The 21,218-nt window shown below is 54.4% G+C and carries 15 protein-coding genes; 6 read left to right on the plus strand and 9 right to left on the minus strand.

Annotation, left to right across the window (positions count from 1 at the left end):
- Positions 1-45 precede the first annotated feature (45 nt).
- The 4 genes from C1A08_RS12190 (at position 46) to C1A08_RS12205 (ending at position 7,134) form a co-directional block, all read left to right on the plus strand.
- Entirely contained in the window at positions 46-612 is a 567-nt protein-coding gene (locus C1A08_RS12190; RefSeq protein WP_055203614.1) for a DUF3575 domain-containing protein, read from the plus strand.
- A gap of 17 nt (positions 613-629) precedes the next feature.
- Positions 630-2,051, plus strand: coding sequence for an OmpA family protein (locus C1A08_RS12195; RefSeq protein ID WP_101573808.1), 1,422 nt, complete (start codon positions 630-632; stop codon positions 2,049-2,051).
- Positions 2,052-2,294: 243 nt separating this feature from the next.
- Positions 2,295-6,497 carry an acyl-CoA dehydratase activase-related protein gene (locus C1A08_RS12200; RefSeq protein ID WP_101573810.1) on the plus strand — a complete coding sequence of 1,401 codons (4,203 nt, stop codon included), beginning with the start codon at positions 2,295-2,297 and terminating at the stop codon, positions 6,495-6,497.
- A 7-nt stretch (positions 6,498-6,504) separates the two neighbouring features.
- On the plus strand, positions 6,505-7,134 hold the full coding sequence (locus tag C1A08_RS12205; protein WP_101573812.1) for a TetR/AcrR family transcriptional regulator: 630 nt from the start codon (positions 6,505-6,507) through the stop codon (positions 7,132-7,134).
- 220 nt (positions 7,135-7,354) lie between these two features.
- On the opposite strand, the gene C1A08_RS12210 is transcribed toward C1A08_RS12205, so the two are convergent.
- The 9 genes from C1A08_RS12210 to C1A08_RS12250 form a co-directional block, all read right to left on the minus strand.
- Positions 7,355-7,561, minus strand: a complete 207-nt coding sequence (locus C1A08_RS12210) for a hypothetical protein (protein ID WP_101573814.1) — start codon at positions 7,559-7,561, stop codon at positions 7,355-7,357.
- 54 nt (positions 7,562-7,615) lie between these two features.
- On the minus strand, positions 7,616-8,194 hold the full coding sequence (locus C1A08_RS12215) for a PepSY-associated TM helix domain-containing protein (protein ID WP_228385804.1): 579 nt from the start codon (positions 8,192-8,194) through the stop codon (positions 7,616-7,618).
- Positions 8,195-8,196: 2 nt separating this feature from the next.
- A complete protein-coding gene (locus C1A08_RS12220) occupies positions 8,197-8,742 on the minus strand; it encodes a hypothetical protein (protein ID WP_101573816.1) in 546 nt (181 codons plus the stop codon).
- Positions 8,743-8,778: 36 nt separating this feature from the next.
- Positions 8,779-10,380 carry a DUF6850 family outer membrane beta-barrel protein gene (locus C1A08_RS12225; protein WP_101573818.1) on the minus strand — a complete coding sequence of 534 codons (1,602 nt, stop codon included), beginning with the start codon at positions 10,378-10,380 and terminating at the stop codon, positions 8,779-8,781.
- Positions 10,381-10,401: 21 nt separating this feature from the next.
- Positions 10,402-11,652: a DUF4876 domain-containing protein gene (locus tag C1A08_RS12230; protein WP_172970775.1), complete on the minus strand. Its 1,251-nt coding sequence runs from the start codon at positions 11,650-11,652 to the stop codon at positions 10,402-10,404.
- 33 nt (positions 11,653-11,685) lie between these two features.
- A complete protein-coding gene (locus C1A08_RS12235) occupies positions 11,686-14,427 on the minus strand; it encodes a TonB-dependent receptor (protein WP_101573822.1) in 2,742 nt (913 codons plus the stop codon).
- A 47-nt stretch (positions 14,428-14,474) separates the two neighbouring features.
- Positions 14,475-17,060, minus strand: coding sequence for a zinc-dependent metalloprotease (locus tag C1A08_RS12240; protein ID WP_180951581.1), 2,586 nt, complete (start codon positions 17,058-17,060; stop codon positions 14,475-14,477).
- 726 nt (positions 17,061-17,786) lie between these two features.
- Positions 17,787-17,984 (minus strand): hypothetical protein, encoded by a 198-nt coding sequence (locus C1A08_RS12245; protein WP_101573832.1) that lies wholly within the window; start codon positions 17,982-17,984, stop codon positions 17,787-17,789.
- A 121-nt stretch (positions 17,985-18,105) separates the two neighbouring features.
- Positions 18,106-18,408: a hypothetical protein gene (locus C1A08_RS12250; protein WP_101573834.1), complete on the minus strand. Its 303-nt coding sequence runs from the start codon at positions 18,406-18,408 to the stop codon at positions 18,106-18,108.
- A gap of 196 nt (positions 18,409-18,604) precedes the next feature.
- On the opposite strand from C1A08_RS12250, the gene C1A08_RS12255 reads away from it, so the two are divergent.
- Together C1A08_RS12255 and C1A08_RS12260 are read left to right on the plus strand one after the other, a co-directional pair.
- Positions 18,605-19,027, plus strand: a complete 423-nt coding sequence (locus C1A08_RS12255; protein WP_145996578.1) for a DUF6047 family protein — start codon at positions 18,605-18,607, stop codon at positions 19,025-19,027.
- Between the two features lie 1,006 nt (positions 19,028-20,033).
- A complete protein-coding gene (locus C1A08_RS12260; RefSeq protein ID WP_101573837.1) occupies positions 20,034-21,164 on the plus strand; it encodes an AAA family ATPase in 1,131 nt (376 codons plus the stop codon).
- Positions 21,165-21,218: the final 54 nt, after the last annotated feature.

Consider the following 21,218-nt stretch of genomic DNA (forward strand, 5'->3'; position numbering starts at 1 on the left):
GGCCGTCCGCGGGGCGGCCGGTCCATAAACGAAAGAAAAGTCATGATGAAAAAAGTTATTCTTCTGCTCGCCTTTGCCGCGATGACGGCTTCGACCGGCGCTCAGAAAGTCGCTGTGAAGAACAATGTCGTTTACGACGTACTGGCGACGCCGAACCTCGGCGTCGAGCTGGGGCTGGGACGGGCGACGACCCTCGATATATCGGGTAATTACAATCCGTTCGAGAAGAACGACGGCAAAATGTTCAAGCACTGGCTGGTGCAGCCCGAGTTCCGTTACTGGTTGTGCGAACGTTTCAACGGGCACTTTTTCGGCGTACACCTGCTCGGCGGAGAGTACAATATTTCGAAGGTGAAACTGCCGTTCGGCCTGGCCCGGGACGGTAAGGAACACCGTTACGACGGCTGGTACGTCGGAGGCGGATTCAGTTACGGTTACCAGTGGATGCTCGCGCGGAAGTGGAGCATCGAGGCCACCGTCGGCGTCGGATACGTCCGTTTCGACTACGACAAGTACGGGTGCCGCGACTGTAGTCCCCGGCTCGAATCCGGAACCAAAAACTATTTCGGCCCGACCAAGTTGGGCGTTAACCTGATATTCATAATTAACTGATATAATCCGAACGTCTGATGAAAAGATCGCTAATTATAATCTTGTCCCTGTTTTTCGCAGCCGACCTTTGGGCTGCGGCGCCGGGAACATGGACCGTAGAGAATACAAAGGTGCGTAAGGTAAACGAAGAGGTGGAGGTGTCGTTCGATGTGAATATCGAAAAGTTGCGTCCGAACTATCGGGTCGTGATGACGCCCGTGCTCTACAACGGGGCCGACAGGCTGGCGCTCGAGCAGATCGTCGTAACCGGCAACCGGCGCAGCCTGTACGATACCCGCAATAGAGCGACCGGCGGCAAAGGCTATGTCTTAAAAAGAAAGGATACTCCTGCGAAGGTCGGCTATAAAGCGCTCGTTCCGTATCAATCCTGGATGAATACGGTGTCGCTGTCGCTCGGCGAAACCGTGGTCGGGTGTTGCTCCGAAGATACGAAACCGGCCCGGACGCTCGCCGCGGACAAGCTGCTCTATTACGAGATCGTGCCGGCTTACAACAGCGAGCCGCTCGAATACCGGCTCACCGAACTCGAAAAATATTCCCTGGAGAATCCGTTTCTGCATCCTGTCGAGGATTATCCCAACCGTTACGACATCCTGTTCAACGAACGCGACAAAGGGACGGCCGTAATCCGGTTTACCGTAGGGTCGCACGTAATCGATATGGATATTCCCGGCAACAAGGAGTTGCTCGGCGCAGTGGGGAAAGCGTTCCAGCTTATCCACGAAGATCCGAATGCGTCGCTCAAACGGATCATGATAGCCGGATACGCTTCGCCGGAAGGTACGCTGGCCGGCAACACGGCGCTCGCGCAAAGGCGTGCGGAGTCGTTCCGGGATTACCTGCTGAAGAACCTCGACATGCCGCGCGACGAGAGCCTGTTCGAACTTTACAACGGGCGCGAGGATTGGGACGGTTTGCGTAAAATGGTCGCCGAGTCGGATATGGAGTACCGGCAGGAGGTGCTCGACATCATCGATGCCTACGCCATCGAGCAGGAAGAGCGCAAGACCAAATTGAAACAGCTTGCCGACGGAAAGCCGTATGCCTACATGCTGAAGAATTTTTATCCTGCCCTGCGGAATGCCGGATATTTGCAGGTCTACTACGACATCGACCGGACGGCTTCCGTCGCTACGGCGGTTACGGACGAGCACGGCCGCACCACGTGGATTGACCCGGACAGTCCTGAAAACATCGGGGTTACGCGGATCAACAGGGCTATGCGGCACATGGTCGAAGGAGACTACGAAGCCGCTTTGAAAGAACTGGAAGGTCAGCAGGAGAATCCTGCGGCATTCAACTACATAGGCGTATGCTACATGATGAAAGGGGATTACGACACGGCCGAAAAATTTCTCCGGAAAGCCGAAGCCGCCGGCGATCCGTACGCATCGGTCAATCTCGAACACATCGGGCAGGCCAAAAGAATCGAATTTTAGAGTTTTACCGAAGGAGGTTTCAGGCATTGCCTGAAAACGGGGGATACCCGCTGCATTTGCGGCGGGTATCTTTTTTGTATTGGTCTTCCGTTGGTATAAATTTTAGGAATGACCGATCGGACAACCGGACGTTGAAAAAAATTGCAAATAATTTTCATTCCGATTAACCATGTCGGAATTTTTTTTGTTTACATTTGTGTCTGACATCATAGTCAGATAGTGTTGGTGAAATATTGTTTTGTTATGAAACACAATAGAATAGGTCTTGATGTGGGTTCCACGACGCTCAAGGTCGTCGTATTGGACGACCACGACAACATTTGTTTTTCGACCTATGTTCGTCACAATGCCCGTATTCGGGAAACTCTTTCCGTCGTCTTTTCGGAGCTGGGCGAGCGGTTCGGGGACGAATTGTTCGGTTTGACGATTACCGGTTCGGTCGGGCTGGGCATCGCGGAGCGCACGCAGATCCCTTTCGTTCAGGAGGTCGTGGCTTCGACGGCCTATGTCCGGCGTTACCATCCGCAGGCGACGACCCTCATCGACATCGGCGGCGAGGACGCCAAAGTCGTTTTTCTGAAAGGCGAAACGCCGGACATGCGCATGAACAGCAATTGCGCCGGCGGTACGGGGGCCTTTATCGACCAGATGGCGCTCCTGCTCGACACGACGCCCGCCGGACTCGACCGTCTGGCGCAGCGGGCCGTCCGCATTCATCCGATTGCCTCGCGGTGCGGCGTTTTCGCCAAAACGGACATCCAGAACCTGTTGGCCAAAAACGTGAGCCGGGAGGAGATCGCCGCTTCGATTTTCCACGCCGTGGCGGTGCAGACCGTCGTAACGCTGTCGCATGGCTGCGACATCGAGGCTCCGGTACTTTTTTGCGGCGGGCCGTTGGCATTCCTCCCGTCGTTGCGTAAGGCGTTTGCGGAGTACCTGCATCTGGACGGAACGCAAACGATCTGCCCCGCCGACGCCCAACTGTTGCCGGCATGGGGTACGGCGCTCTCCGGAACCGATGCTTCGCTTCGCGCGGCGGACGAATGGCTCGCTGTCATCGCCGCGAATACGACGCGGGGCGACCGCACGTACAAGGCGCTTCCCGCCATCTTCGAAAATGAAGAAGCGCATACCGCTTGGCGGCGGCAGCGGAACACCGGGACTTTTCGCTCCGTGCCGATTCCGCCGGGCCGGATCGGGATAACGCTCGGCATCGACTCCGGTTCCACGACGACGAAGATCGCGGCGTTCGACGACCGGCAGCAACTGCTTTTCACCCACTATGCGCCCAACAACGGCAACCCGATCGCTGCGGTCGGGCAGGGATTGCGCGAGTTGCTCGCTGCCTGCCGGACGGCGGGCGCCGATCCGGTCGTGGAGGGCAGTTGCGTAACGGGCTACGGCGAGGATCTCATCAAAGCGGCCTTCGGACTCGACGCGGGCGTCATCGAGACCATCGCGCATTACCTTGCCGCCAAAGAGATAACGCCCGACGTGTCGTTTATCCTCGATATCGGCGGACAAGACATGAAGGCCATTTTCGTCGAGCACGGCGCCGTAACGCGCATGGAGATCAACGAAGCTTGTTCGTCGGGCTGCGGTTCGTTCATCGAGACCTTCGCCCGGAGCCTCGGCTCCGGGGTCGGGGAGTTCGCGGCGCAGGCGTGCACCGCCTCCCATCCCTGCGACCTGGGGACGCGCTGCACCGTTTTTATGAACTCCCGCGTGAAGCAGATGCTGCGCGAGGGAGCTTCGATGGCCGATATCGCCGCCGGGCTTTCTTACTCGGTCGTAAAGAACTGCCTTTACAAAGTGCTGAAGCTCCGTTCGGCCGACGAGATGGGCGGCCGGATCGTCGTGCAGGGCGGCACGATGCGCAACGACGCCGTGGTGCGGGCTTTCGAACGGCTGACCGGGCGCGAGGTTTTCCGCAGCGACCGTCCGGAGATGATGGGCGCTTTCGGCTGCGCGCTCTATGCCGGAAGGCTTCGGTCGTCCGGCGTGTCCCTCGGACAACTGCTCGAAACGGCTTCCTGCACTTCGGACATGCTGCAATGCCGCGGCTGCGAGAACCGATGCATGGTGACGCGCTATCGTTTCTCAGGCGGCAACACCTACTATTCGGGAAACAAGTGCGAGCGTCATTTTTCCAACAAGGGTTCCTGCGACGTGCAGGGCGAAAACGCTTATGCCGAGAAATTGCGCCTGCTTTTCGACCGCTCCGGTCTCCGGGAAGGGCGTCCGGTCGTCGGCATTCCCCGTTGCTTGAATACCTACGAGGAGTATCCTTTCTGGCATACGTTGCTCAGCGACTGCGGTATTTCCGTCGTGCTGTCCGACCCTTCGAACATGCGAACCTACGAACATAACGTGCGCCGCGTGATGTCCGACAACATCTGTTTTCCGGCCAAACTCGTCCATGCCCATATCAGCGATCTCGTCGAAAAGGGCGTAGACCGCATTCTGATGCCTTATGTCGTATACGAACAACCGGACGGCAAAGAGATCAACAGTTACAGTTGTCCGATCGTGGCCGGGTATTCGGATGTCGTGCGGAGCGTCGACAATCTTTCGATCCCGCTCGACTCGCCGACCGTTTCGTTCCGTAACGAAAAGCGACTCTACCGCCAGTGCTCCGACTATCTCGTTTCGCTGGGCGTAGCGCGCCGGAAGATCCGGACGGCTTTCCGGCGGGCGCTCGACGAACAGCGCGCTTTTGCTCGGCAGCTTAGGGAGCTTAACGGCGGGATTCTGCGCCGCAGCCGCGATGCGGGCCGGCTGACGCTTCTCGTAGCCGGCCGGCCCTACCATGCCGATCCGCTCATCCAGCATAAAATCGCGGAGATGGTCGCGGGGATGGGCGTCGACGTCATTACGGACGATATCGTGCGCGGCGAAAATATTTCGACCGCCGACACTCATTATGTGGCGCAATGGGCCTACGCCAACCGCATTCTCCGGGCTGCCGCATGGGCGAGCCGGCAGGATCGGAACGTGCAGTTCGTCGAACTGACCTCTTTCGGCTGCGGCCCGGACGCTCTGCTGACCGACGAAGTGCGCGACCTGTTGGGACGGCACGGGAAAAGCCTCACGCTGCTGAAAATCGACGACGTGAGCAATACCGGGTCGCTGAAGTTGCGTATCCGCTCGCTGATCGAGAGCCTGAAACTCGGGCACGCTTCGCAGGCCGCGCCGCGGCCGTTCGTGACGACGCCCGATTTCGGCGAGCGGGACCGCAAGCGGAAAATCCTCGTTCCGTTCTTTACGCCGTTTATTTCGCCGCTTATTCCGGCGCTGCTGAAACGTGCCGGATACGAAGCCGAGAACCTGCCCATGAGTACGCAAGCCTCGGTAGAATCGGGATTGCGGTATGCCAACAACGAAATCTGTTATCCGGCGACGCTGATCGTGGGCGACATCGTGAACGCGCTCCAGTCGGGCCGGCACGACCCGACCGAAACGGCCGTGGCCATCACCCAGACCGGCGGACAATGCCGCGCCAGCAACTACATCGCCCTGATCCGCAAAGGGCTCGTCAATGCCGGTTTCGCCGACGTGCCGGTTATATCCGTATCGCCGGGCAGCGGTCTGCAAACGACCCAGCCGGGGTTCCGTATTCCGTGGCTGCGCGTGTTTCGCGGTGCCATCGGAGCCGTTCTGTTCACCGATTGCCTGGCGCGCCTCTATTACGCTACGGCCGTGCGCGAAACCGAGCCCGGCGAAGCGGCCTCGCTGCGCGACTGGTATCTGGAAGACGCGAAAATGATTCTGGAATCCGAATCCGAAAGCAATATTCTGGATGCCTTTGCCGAAACGCTGGGCTTCGCCGTTGAAGCGTTTTCCCGCAAATGCCGTCCCATCGAACGGCCGAAGGTCGGTATCGTGGGTGAGATATTCCTAAAATTCAATCCTTTCGCCCAAAAAGGATTGATCGATTGGCTGACCGATCGTCGGATCGAAGCGGTATCGCCCATATTGACCGATTTTTTCATGCAGGGGTTCGTCAACCGCGAAATCCGAAATCGTTCGGGACTGGATTCCTCGCGGATTCCCGGCTGGCTGCTTCGGCAAGGAGCCGGGCGTATGCAACGGCTCATCGGTCGTTTCAACGGCATCGCTTCGAAATTTCCCTACTTTCAACCGATCGGCAACGTGTATGAGAGTGCCGAAGCGGCTTCCGAGGTCATATCGCTGAACGCGCAGTTCGGCGAGGGGTGGCTGCTGCCCGGCGAGGTGGCGATGTTCGCCCGGCACGGCGTTCGGAACGTCGTCAGCCTGCAACCGTTCGGCTGCATCGCCAATCACATCGTCTCGAAGGGCGTGGAGAAACGCATACGCGGGCTTTACCCGCAGATGAACCTGCTGTCGCTCGACTTCGACGGAAGCGTTAGCGACGTGAATATTATGAACCGGCTTTTACTTTTTGTCAATAACCTTGAAAACTAACTTTGCTATGAAACCTGCGGGAAATATCGAACAGAACGTCATCGCGTGCGCCCACCGGCTTTTCATCGAAAAAGGGTACGTCAATACCAGCATGAGCGACATCGCGGCGGCGGTAGGCATTACGCGTCCGGCGTTGCATTACTACTTCCGGACCAAGGAGCGGCTCTTCCGGGCGATCTACGGCGACATCCTACAGGAAGTGATTCCGCGCATCCATGATATTCTGATACGCGATATTCCTTTTATGGAACGGCTCGACCGAATTATCGACGAATACGTCGCTCTGTTTCTGAACAATCCCGATCTGCCGTATTTCATGATAGGGGAGATTCAACGCGACGTGAATCATCTTATAGAAGCAGCCCGGGAACTGAAGATCGACAAGTATATCCTCGATATCCAGAATGCGCTCAAAACGGCGATGCGGGAAGGAATCCTCCGTCCCGTCCCGTCCCGGATCGTTTTTCTGACGCTCTATTCGCAACTGACCTTCCCGTTCCTGATGAAAAATCTGGTGACGACGCTGCTGCTCGAAGACAAAGAGCAGTTCTCCGTCTTCATACGGGAATGGAAACGCAACGTCCTGTCGCAAATGGCCTGTTTGCTGTGTCCGCAAGACGAAAACGGCGACGTATAGTTCGGACGATGCAGACGGAAACGGATCAATCCGCCCGGCGCGGCAAACGGCGGAGATGCAGACGGATGATTCGTCACCGGTATTCCTGCGAACAGGCGGACCGAGAGTCCGTTCCCTTCGATAGCATGTTCTTTCGAGTTTGCGAAGATACGTCATGTTTGCGGTTCATTTTGCGATTCCTCGATTGAAAACGCTATTGTCTCGACGCAGCGATTCGCGGTCAAGGAATGGGGAGTACGGGGATCAGGTTGACGTACATCCTGCCCAGTACCACGGGAGCGTCCAGCATAACGACGTCGATCCGGGCGATGATGCACCCAACGGGTTTGACGGTCGTCTCACCCCGCGGATCGAACGTAATTTCTGGAAGAGCCCGTTTCCTGTATTTGGTATCGGGATCGGCCGGAAGTTTCGAGCCGGAAAACACCGTATTTCCGATGGGGGATCGGCGCCTATCGAATGAATGCTCGTCACTCTAAACCTATGAAAAAACGATAAACAAAAGCGGAAACAGAATGCCTGCCACCAGCTCGATTCCTCCCCGGCCCCAAAGGCCCTTGCCGCCATGCACCATCACGAGGCCCGTTAGCGTAATCAGTACGAGCGATCCGGCGAACACGTCGGAAAACACGGTCCACCAGCGGCCCGGATTGTAATGCAGACGGTTCATAACGCTCAACAGCGGACGCTTTTTAACCGATTCGTAGACGGCCTCGCCGGTACGCATGTCGACCACCAGCGACGACCCGCCTCGGATAAACGCTTTCATATGGGTTGAATCCGGAAAATAGTGCTTCGTGTATGCTGTGGCCTCGCCCAGCGGCTCGAGCATCGACAACACGTAATTCTTCGTGTAGTCGTGTTCGCTTTTCGGGAACGTTCCTTCGGTACGGAAGCGGTGTTGGCGGATCGCGTATTCGGCGTTGAAGTCGTGTTTATGGTTGAGCGTAAATCCCGATATCGCGTAGATCAGCACGATCCCCCCGAAAAAGAATGACAAGTCGCGGTGCACCGCACGGCTCCAGCGCCGGATGTGGGACATGATTTTGCGTTCGGGCATAATTACTGAATTTCGTACCCATCCGCTTCGATATAATAAACGGAAAGGTAGTTTTTACCCTCTTTCTTGTTACGTTCGGCTATGCGCGCGCGGTATTTGTCGAGCCGCGTTTGTAACCGACCGAAATCGGCCTGGGCTGTTTCTTGCTCGGCGGCAGCGGCGCTCTCGCACCGTTCGGCGGCCTGGTCGGCCCACTGCTGTAGGTAATCCTCGTCGATGCGCTGCTCCATGATGCGGCCTTCGACGCGAACGATCGCATGTACCGCCCCGGCATCGAACATACCGATCGATTCCCCGGACTCGATGCGTAGTGTTTTCGTCGAATCGTCCCCGGTCAGGAACAACTTGCGACCGCATTTTTTACAGATCGTTTTGCAGAATCCTTCGACGACTACGCTATCGCCTATCCTGTCGCCGGCTACGGCGAGCAGGCTGTCTACCGTCATAGGTACGGCTTCGGCTGTTTTCGTATTCGATCCCGAACCGCAACCGGCCATATACATGGCTGCCAAAAACAGTAAAATCGCGTAACTAAAAAACTTTTTCATATTCGTGTTTTCAATTTCAATATTCGATTCTGATTTTTATCGGGCCTCCGGATACCGTCCGTATCCCGTCAGAATGCCGAGCGACAGCCCTGCGAAACAACGGTTGCCCGCTCCGCCGGCATGGATGAGTCGGAAAGCCCCGGCCACAAATCCCCTCAATCCGCTCGTCTTCCGCAGTGCGAAATCATAGTCTACCGTTATGCCGCAAATGGTCAGCGCTCGGCCGAAATAGGCATACTCCGGGTCGATAACCCCGGTTTGCAAATCGGACTTCCCTGCGGTGTTGACCGTGAGCGAACGGCTGGGAACTGCGGCATAGGCGGCTGCTATATTTGCCCGGAGCTGGTGCGCCGCGCCGCGAACGAGCGGCATACCGGCCGATAGTTCGGCGCCGGCACGCGACGCGGCCAATGAAGATGCGGGCAGCACGTAACGATTTTCAAAATCGCCGTACCGTAGTTCGGCACCGACATGCCACCGGTAGCCGTTACTGCCGTCCAGCCGGTAATAACGCCACCGGGCGCCCGCTTCGTCGCGCGAAGTCCGGTATTTGACCGCGCTAAAAATCGTTCTCCAGTAGCTCGTAAATGAACCGTTGGGATTTTGTACGGTGACCGATTCTTGTAAGAACTCGTTGGCCCGGCCCGTCTTCGAGACATAGTGCAATTCGAACGCATGAAGCCCCTGCGGGCGTTCCAGCAGGCCTTTGATAGCCCCGCTCCATATCGTTTCGCCGTAATCGCCCGGACTCGCCTGATTCTGTCCTTCGACGCGGTCGCGCCGAACGGTCGCCGACGCCCGCACTATCAGCGAAAATCCGCCGGAACCGTAACGGTACTGCGCTTCGCCTCCGTAATAATTCGCCATAAAGCGGCGGGAAAACGAAAGCAAGTCGGGCTCGTCGTATTCACCCATCCCTTTGAATGCGTAATAGGGATACTTATCGTAATTGTCCGACTCTTTGCAAACGGGCTTGAGCATCTTTTCTTTGGCAAAACGGTACGACCCGTTCACCCCGACCGTACTGCGCGGCGACAGTTCAACGGCTATGCCTGGGCGAACGGCCAAATCGAGCGACTGCGTCCGCGTCCGAGGGTCGGATGAACGGGAAAAGTCGCCGGTGCTGTAATCCAGTGCCGCGCCGACCCACCACCGCCGGCCAATCCGGTGCGATGAGGCCTTCACATGAAAATCGACTGTCTGCTCTTGGTAGCGACTTGCAACGGCACTACCCGCCGAATAGGGATTGCCGTTATACGGATCGCGGATGTCGGCCCAGGCCCGGTTGCGGTGCCATTTCTGTGTGAAATCGAATGCGCCCCACAGGTGTAGTCCTTTCAGCGACAGATAGCTGTCGGAATGAAATCCGGCGGACAGCGCCTCTGCGGCCTGTTGCGGACGACGGTACGCACCCGACTCGGAAGTCGCTCCGAGCCGGGTTGTCCCGTAATCGGGCATCGGACGGACGCCCAAAGCCGCCGGATTGGTTGAACCGAGCCAAAGATTACGCTCTTCGAGCAGCATACGCTCGGGAGTCGTTCCCGACGGAACGCACCATGTCCCGTCGGGCCAAAGGGTCTGTCCCCCGAGGCTCAACGAAGCAACCAGCAACCATATGCACATTCCGATCCGTTTCATCCCATTCTTTTCGTTTGGATGCTACTTATTCAGTACGGGTTTGTCGTATTGCCTCGGCACGAGAAAAGCGGGTGTACCGTCTACCGACGTCGAAACGACGAAATCGGCTCCCGAGTTATTCGTATCCTGGAGCACTTTGCGGCCGTCGGTTGCGGTATAAGCCACCTTGCGCTCGGCAATCACCGGCACCTCACGACCGAGGACGGCGGCCGAAGCGTCGAGCTCCGCATGCATGACCGGATTAGCGTCTTCCGCCTTGTATTGCTGTACGGCATCGATGATGATGCCGTTAGGAATCTTTAGGAACACGTTCGACGACGAACTGCCCGGCTCCGGAAGCTTTTCCATAGATGCGATCTCGGCGTCCGTGGCGCGGAATAGGATGACCGACATGGTAGCCATACCGAATACGCGGGCGCCGGCAATTGCCTTGTAGACGATCTCCATGTTTGGAACTGCCGTATTGTCCTGCGACATGTCCGAATCGGCATAATAGGTTTCGAAATCGGCGCCTGTTAGATCGATGTCCATCGGACGCTCTTCGGTAACGAAATTAGCGGCGCTCTGGGCGACGACGACACTCTCACCGGGGGCGAGCGGGTGTTCGGAACCCGAGCCGGGGAAACGGGCTGCCGTATTGACGAACACGGCATCCTTATACTGTTCGTAGAACGGATTGGTTACGGCCGCAGTGTTCGTATTGCCCCACAGGTAGGCCAGGCAAAGGCCGTCGAGGTAAACCGTTTCGGACGAATTGTTGAAAATCTCCCAGTACCGGTCGTTGAGGAACGTTTTGCCGGCTGTCGTTTTCGTACCGTTCGAATAGATCTTGCTGATCACCAGGCTGCCCTTGACTGCCCAATTCAGCGTTACTTCGTGCGTTTTGGCCGCATCCTCGTCGGTGAGCAGGTTGACAGACAGCGACAGGCCGCTCAGCACGACCTCGTTCTTCAGATCGTCACCCAGTCCAGGGGCCAGTTCCTTGAACTGGGCGGCTGTCAGCGTTTTTGACACGGAAAGGTCGTACACGCCCTGCATGATGTAAGTGAACGTCGCTATGCCGTCTTTCGCCTCGGTTGTATAGATCGTACCGGAATTGCGGTCTTTGAGTGTTACCTCTCCCTCGAAACGAGCCGAGGAGGAGAAGCCATCCGGATAGTTTATCCGGAATTCAGTTGACTCGATGCCCTTGAAATCCTCGTCCTTCTTACAGGACGTAAATGCCGCGAAAACCGCGAGCAGCATCAACGTAATTTGGGGTAATCTTTTCATTTTCATTGTTTTTTTTATTGTTAATTGTGATTTTCAGAAACTTGCATTTATTTCGAATCCGTATGAGAACAGGTTCGAATTGCGCTCGACGAGCGTCGTCGAGATCGAACTCTTGTGCCACGGTTGCTTGAAGAACACGTTGTTGACATAGAACGAGAAGCCAAGACCGTTGCCGACTTCTTTGGTCACGCGCAGATTGACCGACCACAGCGGCGGCCATGTTTCAGGCAAGTTGCTGATCTGCGATTTGTAGATCTGATCCTTGACCATAAACCCCTCGAAACGAGCCTCGGGATCGGCGAGCTGCGCCGCGGTAAAGGGTACGTAGACCGTCGCCCCGGGATGATTCCGGTCGACCGTCACGTATCCCACCGGAACCTCGGGAATGTTGATCGTCCGGTTGTACTCGTAGAAAATGGCCTGCACGGTAGCCGATACGACGAAACGGATCGACGGAATGTGTTGCACGATCCGTAGTGCCGTGCTGTAACGCCGATCGACCGAGGTCGACGATCCTTCCGGGTAAACAACCATCGTCTTTTGCTCGATCGTCGTGCTACCGACGGGCGTATTGTAGACTTTGTTCGACGAGTTGTTTCGCGTGACGATATAAGAACCGTTCAGGTAGAAGCTCGTGCCGGTCGCCTCAATCCGTCCCAGTTCGAAATCGTACTCGATCCCCCGGCTGACCGAACGACGGCAGTTGCCCGGACGATCGATACGGTGCAGTACCGTATCGATCGAAGTGGGATTTTGGGGATCGTATGCGAGCTTCCCGTCCTCGACGGACACCGCCGAAGAGGCCCAGCGTGCCACTGTCGGCGCGATCCACTCGTCGGTCAGTGTTCCGAACCCGTCGTTCACGCGTTCGTGGAAAGCCGTCACCGAGAACCGCATCCCGTTGTGCAGCGTTACGTCGGCACCTGCTTCGAACTTGCGGTTTTTCATCGGTTTCAGCTGCTCGTTGGTCAGATCGTAGACCCGGGTCGTATAAACGACATAGGGAGTCCCGTCGATCGTCGCACTGATATTCTGCATGTCAAGATATCCAGGATCGGGATAGAGGTACAGCAAACCCGGCATTTTGGCTGAAATGCCGTAACCGAAACGAAACCGCAGTCCCCTGGTAGGCAGGTAGGCGGCATTGATCCGGGGCATCACACTCGACAAACTTTCCGTTCTACCGGGTTGCGCCAGTGTCCAACGCAGACCCGCCTGTACTTTCAGCTGGGTTTTGCCGATTTTCAGATCGAATTGGTCCTCGCCGTAAAGCGAAAATTGCGTCAGGAACGGGATGTCGCGAAAGGAACGCGAACGCAGCTGTGCGAGGGGCAGATTCGGATTCTCGTTGTAGAATCCGCGTCCGAGATTCCCCTCGCTGCGTAGTTCGGCTCCGATGGCGATTCGATGGAGAAATCCTTCCTGTCCCAGGTAAAAATCGTCGCCGAGCTGAACATAAAAAGAGATCGGGCGTCCTTCGGTACCGCCTCTGCCGACGTACTGGGACGGCAGGATTGCCGCCTGCTGGGTCGAGTTGCCGGTCGCGTTGAACACCGGTGCGTTATGGGCCGCCGGTGCAAGCATCTTGACTTGGTAATCGTCGTCGCGGCTGTACGAAAATCCGATATCGTAATGGAGACTGCGCATCAACAGCCTGTCCGCGCCGAACCGCCCCGAATGGCTGAACGTAATTCCGTACTGACGGCTCTGCGCGTACATGCCGCGTACCAGTTCCGGCTCGCCGGGGTCGGCTCCGCTCCAGTCGCGGATCAGCTTCAGCCCCAGCCGGGTCGTCACCGCCCAACGGCCGTCGGCGAGATTCTTCGAATGAATCAAGGAGAGCAGCCCCCGGTTATAAGTATCGGTCGCATAGCGCGGGTCGGACTTGCCGTGCGCGTAATCGGCGCTCAAATTCAGCGTTCCGGTGCGGCCCAGATCGAAACCTTTGTCGGCATAAAGTTGCTGGATCCCGGGCATGATCCGCGCGAGCACTCGACCGGGTGCCCGGCCTACTTTGCTTTTGATTAGCATGGTTCCGCTGCTCATATCGCCGTACCGGGCCGATGCGATGCCCCGGATCACCTCGATTGACTCGATGTTGTCGGTACCGATACCGCGCAAGTCGATCCCTTTGCCTGCGGTGCTGAACGCCCCTGCCTCGACATTCAGGTTCGCATTGTTGGATAACGGAATGCCGTCGACGACGATTGAACCGCCGAAAGCGTTGTTGTTATCTGCTTCGAGCGTCCGGTTACGGAACTGTCCGGTGCTGATCAGCGACGGATTGCTGCCCAGAAAATTACCAGGGAGCAACTGGAGTACATCCTTGAGGCTGGTCGCCTGTAGGTGATCAAGCGCCTGACGGCCGATCGACGACGAAGTCGAGAGGCCGCTCTTGTTGTTCTCGGCGACGACAACGACCTCTTTCATCGCGAACGAAGAAGGCATCATCGCGATCCGGACGCTGTCTTCGGTTTCCGCTTTCAGCTCAACGGTTAGCGAGACCGTTTCGTAACCAAGCAACGAGACTGACAATTCGGCTTTCCCGGGCGGAACATCGGCAAAAAGGGCTTCGCCGTCCGTCCCAGCCACCGCCCATAAGCCATACGGAGCGAGGGTCGTCACGGCCGCCTGCAACGGTTTGCCGTCCTTCGCCGAAATGACGCGTACGCGAAACGGCGCGCTACGAGGCGAAGCGGCTCCTGTAAAAGCCGCCCCGACCATCGGGGGCAGACACAACGTCCCCAACCATATCACGAACAATCGGAATCCCATAACAGTCCTTCTTTTCACACTTCTTCGCCCTGCTGCTGAACGGTCGTTCAGAGGCCTTTCTCCAAAGCCTTCTCGATTTCGTAATTCAGATAGCGGTAATGCTCGGCCAGCTCGTCCGTCGAACTCTGAACCCGGGCGCGCAGCAACTTTCCGAGCTTGCGCAATTGATTATAACACAGAGAAGTCGCATACAACTGCACATCCGTGGCACGGGTCGAACCGGTCATCTGGTCTTCGAAACCGTTCCCGTGCCGGCCGCATTCGATGTGGCGGCAGGGCCAGAATGCGCCTTCGTCTTCCGCAGGATAATCAGTCAAGCCGCGTAACGATGACTCCTTGTCCAGCGCGTCGATCCCGCGCAGCATACTCTGCACGAACGCATATTGCATCATTCGCTCACTGTGCGAAAGCGGCTTGTTTTTTAGCGTCGAAGCCCACACTCGGTTGTAAATGTCATCAACGTACTCCGACGCGGAATAGGCATCTTCAGGCGTCAATTTGGCATTGGTTTCCATGCGCGCGATCCGTCCGGGGAGCAACAGCGTGCGAACGGTGGACATCTGGTAATCGGTTACGTCCTCGTTTTTCGGCCGCGTCAGTTTTTCCAGTTGCGGATTGACGTACCAGTCGGGCAGTTCGTACAACTTATCGAAAATAAAGTTCAGCGCCTCTTTTTGTTTCTGTTTGGAAACCATCTCGAACGCGGGTTGGTCGGAGCCGACCATCGGATAGTAGCGGTACGAACCTCCGAGATAGACCATGACATGCCCCAAATAGCGGCGCGCCTGCTTGAAGACCTCTTCGTAAAGTTTTTCGGTGCGGTTGTAATCTTTACCCGGATAGGCGGCCCACAGGTGCAGGCTGTCGACAACGATCTTCAGGTTCCGAATACCGTATTCGGTAGCCTTCATCGCGTCGTCGCCGAGCGATTCGGTTTGCGAAGCGGGATCCGTCGCACCGAAAATAGCCTGTTCGCCGTAAATATAGATCGGATCGTCGGCCTTTTCATCGATCCAGCGGTTCAGCACGGGCACTTCCTCTTCGGGAGTCTTTGCTTCGAATATCGGTTGATAGGCCCATTTGATCGCGTAATAGTCGTATAGGCCGAGATGGGGTGGCAGCAGTTGCGTCACTCCGTCACCCGGTTGAGCGACGTAATTGTTGCGGGCATAGTCCATAATCGAGGCCGTCGTGCCGTATTTCTCCGTAAATGAAGGCGAGCGCAGGGAGTCGACCGGATAAGCGTACGACCCGCGCATGTTGTGCATCAGGCCGAGCGTGTGCCCCACTTCGTGGGCTATTACATAGCGCAGCATCGGCCCCATCGTTTCGGTGTCATACACCTCAGCGCGGGCTTTCGGATCGACGGCGGCGGTCTGGACGAAACGCCAGTTGTGCACTAGTTCGATCACGTTATGGAAAAAGTAGACGGACGCCTGTAAGATTTCGCCGCTGCGTGGGTCGGTCCACGACGGTCCCATCGCGTTGGCCACGTTGGTCGACGAATAGACAATGCAGGTGTTCCTGATATCGTCCGGATTGAACTGTGGATCGTCTGGATAGTCGCGGGCGACGATGGCATTTTTGAAACCGATCGCCTCAAAGGCTTTCTGCCAGTCTTCAATCCCTGCCTTGATATAGGGACGCCACTTGTCGGGGAAAGCCGGATCGACATAATAGACGATCTGTTTGGCCGGTTCGACCAATTCGCCGCGCTTGTACTTTTCGAGGTCTTCGTCCCGAGGCGCGATGTTCCAACGCTCGAGATAGCGGACGGTTTCCAGGTAATCCTTATCGGTCGAATACTTCACTTTGCGGCTGTTGAACAGACCGATGCGCGGGCTACCGTAGCGCGGGCGCATCGGAGTCTCGGGAAGTCGGATCATCGACACGGTCATCTCGGCCGTGAAAGGATGGTCGTAAACCGTATAAACCATCCGCGTTCGAAAATTGACGTTTTCCGGAAATGCCTGCATGGACACGACGCCGGACATCTCTTTCTGGAATTTGCCCTGCATCGATTCTCTCAACCCGAACAACTTGGCCAATGGGGAAGCGTCCAGAAACGGGCGGAAAGGTTTCTGGTCGGAGGCGAAAAAACTTCCGACCTCGATCACAACGGCCGACGAGTCGGGCGACACGGCGGCGATCGGGAAAGCCTGCATCACGGGATCGATCTTATTCCGTTCGAATCCCGGAGCGATACTCTCGGCCGAATCGCATACGGCCGAACAGTCGACCGTATGCAGATACACCTTGTCATCGTCGGCCGACCAGCGAATCAAAAGCGGATCGTGCGGCATCCGTCCCGCAATGATGTCCCGGTTGTTGCTGATGCCCGATACGCGGGCGGCCAGCAGCATTTGGGCGTCCATGACCGAATAAGGCAATTCCATATAATATTTCGATTTGACCTTATGCAGGGTCACCAATCCGCGGACGGTTTCCGCATCTGGAGTAATTACGGATTCGTACGGCTTGCGGCTTTTGTTTCTCAGGGAGTCGACCGTCGTATCTTTCGCCGCCGTCTCAACGACGGCCTTGCGCCTGCCGGATTTTTTGTCTTTGGCAACCGCAGCGGCTGTTACCGTCGTTGCGAGCAATAGGCAAGCGAATGTTTTCAGCATTTTCATCGTATGTCGAATTTGGTTTTTTTCGTGCCACAAAAGTATGGGCGACGCTCTCGGCGACCAATACTGAAAAATAGGGATAATCACCCCGGGAATACCTAATGCTTCCATGCGGGGCGCTAGAATCTTTCCCTGAAAAAGTCGGCGACTTCTGGCATTTCAATCCTCAAATGTTAAATCGACAAGATGAAATAGAGTTAAGATATTAATATCTGATTCAAAAATTGCAGCGTAATTTAAATGGAAGGCATTCATATCAATGAATCTGATTCCTGTGCCTCGAAGGACTGACCATGTGATTGGAGAAACGAAAACGAAGCCGCATTTGCGACCCCGTTTAATACAATTTCAATCAAAATAAATTTTACGTGCTCTAATTGATTTTCATCCAATAATTTTGACAGGAATCTTTACATGTGTAATGACAAGTCTCAGGGCATGTATTTCCTCATGTGTAATTGCAGCTGCCGTCGCATGTGCCATTGCATGAAACGAGACAAGTTTTATTATCTCCACAGGTTACGCCGCAAGTCTGATTGCAAACAGAATCAGAAATTCCTCCACGACCATTGGAATTCTAAATAAGTTTCTGCTCCTCTTCTCAATTGATTCATTTCGTCGTGCTCGATCCTCGCTATGACTTCTTTTTTCAATATAAGTTTTCTTATAAGGCATAAAGATTAGATAGTTTTCCTACTCTTTTACAGATTTTCGGAATCCTCTGATTTATCATTTAAACACCATATGCAGATTGTCCGTGTAGATATGTAAGAATCCATACCTCTTCTTACTGCACACATCGTATTCGATATCCAGCTTCTCCGGAATCTGAAAGTCGAGATTATCGGTGTATTCGATTAGGCCCACGCCCCAGTCCGTTTCGATCACTTTCACGTCGCAGTGCGTGTGTCGCGTGTACTTTACCATCGATTTTCAGACCGTGCCCACCCATGAACCGTCGGGATGATCTTCGTTTTGGGAGGCTTCGCAGTCGGGCAGGCAATCGTGGATCACGACGACTCCGCCTTCGTTCAGGTGCATCAGCGAATTACGGATATCGCGGTCGGCTTGCGCTTCGAGGTAATACGATATCGTACTTTTTATCCGGATAAGCGGCAAAGAAATCGTCCGAAGTCATCCGGTAAGTCAGGTAGGGGAGAAACCGGTTGAGGTCTTCCTGCGTCCATGCCGCACAGAAGTTGCTCGACGGATCGTAAGGATCGACCGATTCTTTGAGTTCGCACCGGATTTTCGTGAAATTCGGTTCCGGATCGTCGAGCCCGATCTCGAGGTACGAGCGGTATCCCTGTTTCCAGATCAGATAATTGATAATGTCGGTTCGCGTAATCATGACTTTATTCGGTTAGTGGAATATATCAACTCATCATTAAGCATTCGTCCCAATCGGGTTCCCGGCCGGATACGGCGGCCATCAGGGCGAGACCGATACCGGCCAGTCCTTCCGACAGTCCCATGTGCAAGCCGTATAATCCGTTGTATGTGCTTATATCCTTGACCTACTGATCGAGCAATACCGTTTTCCCTCCATGAAAGAAGTTCCATCCCCGGAAACGATGTCTCATGAGCAGTACATCCGGGAAAAATTGCTGCCGGATGTTCGTGAAAATGGTACCGGGCCTAAATGTCACGTCGGATTGCGCGATGCCATGTATGCCCGGAGCCGGGATTCGAAAATTGCATACGTGATGAATCAACAACATCCGCAAGTGGACGATCCGTTTGACTATGTTGACTTCGTGAATGAACAAAAGGCATTCCGGCAGGCCTATCGCAACTGTCCGATAACGGAATTGCCGATACATGCCGTACAGACCGGTCGGGAGGTGTTATTTTTCAGCAACAGTCCGCTTGGACTGCAGGGGCTTAAACAATTCTATCAGGAATTGGTTAACGGATATTTCTCGGTGCACAGCGAACGTGACCCCGTCTGCGAATATTCGGTATCCTAATAATTCATGGGATTTAAATGCTTTTACCGATCGGTACTACCAAAAGGGGGGGGGGAGACGGTATGTATCGTTTTCATTTTGAAGATGCCCTTTATGATCGCAAGCAGATTCCGGCGCCGGAGACCTGGATAGTCTTATAGATGTGGTGGTTAATTGCTTGTGGATAAGTTAGATGTCTGTTCTGTTCTTTTGGGCGCGGAACACAGGAAAAACAAAATTGTCAATTAAAGCCATTTTCCGATTTTTTATTTTCATTGCGTTTCTTACCTTGCACTTACTTCTACTCTCGACATCCTTCATCCGTTTTCGATACCATTTTTACCCCGCCTGTTTGAACGTCGTATCGTCGAATGATCATTGCAGCCAAAAGAGAAAAGCAAGTTTTTCGTGTTCCTCTGCAATGGTAATCATTTTCATAAAGCCATAACCGTACAGGCAGGCAAATGCCTACCTACTTATTTAATTTAGTTTACTTTACTTTACTTTAGCATATATAGAGGCTAACGTACTAAATTAAATTGTTTTTCGTGTTATCACGGCATTTTGCTAACATGGAAAGCATGAATGTTTTAGTCTCTGCCGCTTGTTTGACACTTCAAACCTTTTTATTCCCCCTTTTCGCTTTAATACTATTATGTCAATCGTAGCACCGGTTGGCATATTTGTTTTCCTCTTCGCTATTCGCTTTGTATTGGATAAGCCCTTTGCCTCTGTTTGCAGATTACATGGCAGTTCTCTCGACGACGAATGTCGGTCGGGGTCACTCCCTTAGTTCCGTGGCAGACGGGCAAGCCCGAACAAAAATAGCTTTGGCAAATGACTAATACCTGCAACGATGCGAATTGCCGATAAGTGTCCAATCGTAACTATACAAATTGACGTATTGCGACAACAGCTAAAAACGAGTTTCGATCTAAATCCTCGTGCTCCTAATAATTTTATTACTAATAATATTGTTAGTAATAAATATATTACTTATTTTTGTGCGGAACAACAATTAAAGATTATGGAGAACAAACCTTTTATATTCGGCATTGCGACATCGGGCGATAACTTTACCGACCGTGAGAAAGAAACGGAGCGTTTATTGCTAAATTTCCGGCACGGTGTGAATACGGTGCTGATTTCGCCCCGTCGCTGGGGTAAAACATCTTTGGTGCAAAAAGCTTGTCGTCTGGCACAGTCCGACAAACTGAAAATCGTTTATCTCGATATTTTCTCATGCCGTAGCGACCGGGATTTTTACGATGCCTTTGCTTCCGCCGTTCTCAAACAAACATCCTCGAAGGTGGACGAATGGCTGGAGAATATCAAACTGTTTCTTTCCCGTATCAGCCCCAAAATCTCGATGGGTGCAGATCCGATGACAGATTTTTCCATATCGCTCGAAATAGATCCCAAGAGCAACGATAGTGATGAAATCCTGCAGCTCCCCGAAAAGATAGCGCAGAAGAAAGGTTGCAATATCGTCGTCTGCATCGACGAGTTCCAACAGATAGCCGAGTTCAAGGATTCCAAGACATTCCAGAAACGGCTGCGTTCCGTATGGCAGTTGCAAAAATCGGTGTCTTATTGTCTGTTCGGCAGCAAAAAACATTTGATGAACGAACTGTTCGAGAAAAAGAGCCTGCCGTTTTACAAGTTCGGCGATGCCATTTATTTACAGAAAATAGGAACGACGGATTGGATCGACTACATCTGCGGACGTTTCGAGGCTACGGGCAAACAGATCTCGAAAGAGCTGGCCGAAAAGATTTGTCAAAGGGTAGACAATCACTCTTCGTATGTGCAGCAGTTGGCATGGCTGGTATGGGTTCATACGGACAAAATCGCTACGGAACGGGATTTCGAGGAAGCGTATCAGGATATTATCGACCAGAACACGCCGCTGTTCGAGAAGCAGACCGAGAGCCTTACGACCTATCAGATGAATTTCCTGCGAGCCATTTTAGACGGGGTTCATAGTGAATTTACCACACAGGAGGTACTACGTAAATACCAACTCGGCTCGTCGGCCAATGTCAGCATCGTAAAACGGGCGTTGGTAAAAAAAGAGCTTATCGAGATCGAAAAACGTCAAGTTATCATTCCCGATCCTGTAATGACGGTATGGTTAAAACGGGAACTTGGGGCATAAGCTTTTTTTTCGGATGAATCAGCTTGCTTGTGTGGGAAAACGTTGGTTCTGTCC

The sequence above is a fragment of the Alistipes sp. cv1 genome (genome assembly GCF_900240235.1).
GTDB classification, from domain to species: domain Bacteria; phylum Bacteroidota; class Bacteroidia; order Bacteroidales; family Rikenellaceae; genus Alistipes_A; species Alistipes_A hominis.

Excerpts from the sequence above, each read along its gene's own strand:
- C1A08_RS12235 (WP_101573822.1), bottom strand. The coding sequence starts at position 14,427 with ATGGGATTCCGATTGTTCGTGATATGGTTGGGGACGTTGTGTCTGCCC.
- C1A08_RS12205 (WP_101573812.1), top strand. The coding sequence starts at position 6,505 with ATGAAACCTGCGGGAAATATCGAACAGAACGTCATCGCGTGCGCCCAC.
- C1A08_RS12240 (WP_180951581.1), bottom strand. The coding sequence starts at position 17,060 with ATGAAAATGCTGAAAACATTCGCTTGCCTATTGCTCGCAACGACGGTA.
- C1A08_RS12250 (WP_101573834.1), bottom strand. The coding sequence starts at position 18,408 with ATGATTACGCGAACCGACATTATCAATTATCTGATCTGGAAACAGGGA.
- C1A08_RS12245 (WP_101573832.1), bottom strand. The coding sequence starts at position 17,984 with ATGGTAAAGTACACGCGACACACGCACTGCGACGTGAAAGTGATCGAA.
- C1A08_RS12255 (WP_145996578.1), top strand. The coding sequence starts at position 18,605 with ATGAAAGAAGTTCCATCCCCGGAAACGATGTCTCATGAGCAGTACATC.
- C1A08_RS12230 (WP_172970775.1), bottom strand. The coding sequence starts at position 11,652 with ATGAAAAGATTACCCCAAATTACGTTGATGCTGCTCGCGGTTTTCGCG.
- C1A08_RS12225 (WP_101573818.1), bottom strand. The coding sequence starts at position 10,380 with ATGAAACGGATCGGAATGTGCATATGGTTGCTGGTTGCTTCGTTGAGC.
- C1A08_RS12215 (WP_228385804.1), bottom strand. The coding sequence starts at position 8,194 with ATGCCCGAACGCAAAATCATGTCCCACATCCGGCGCTGGAGCCGTGCG.
- C1A08_RS12195 (WP_101573808.1), top strand. The coding sequence starts at position 630 with ATGAAAAGATCGCTAATTATAATCTTGTCCCTGTTTTTCGCAGCCGAC.
- C1A08_RS12260 (WP_101573837.1), top strand. The coding sequence starts at position 20,034 with ATGGAGAACAAACCTTTTATATTCGGCATTGCGACATCGGGCGATAAC.
- C1A08_RS12190 (WP_055203614.1), top strand. The coding sequence starts at position 46 with ATGAAAAAAGTTATTCTTCTGCTCGCCTTTGCCGCGATGACGGCTTCG.
- C1A08_RS12220 (WP_101573816.1), bottom strand. The coding sequence starts at position 8,742 with ATGAAAAAGTTTTTTAGTTACGCGATTTTACTGTTTTTGGCAGCCATG.
- C1A08_RS12200 (WP_101573810.1), top strand. The coding sequence starts at position 2,295 with ATGAAACACAATAGAATAGGTCTTGATGTGGGTTCCACGACGCTCAAG.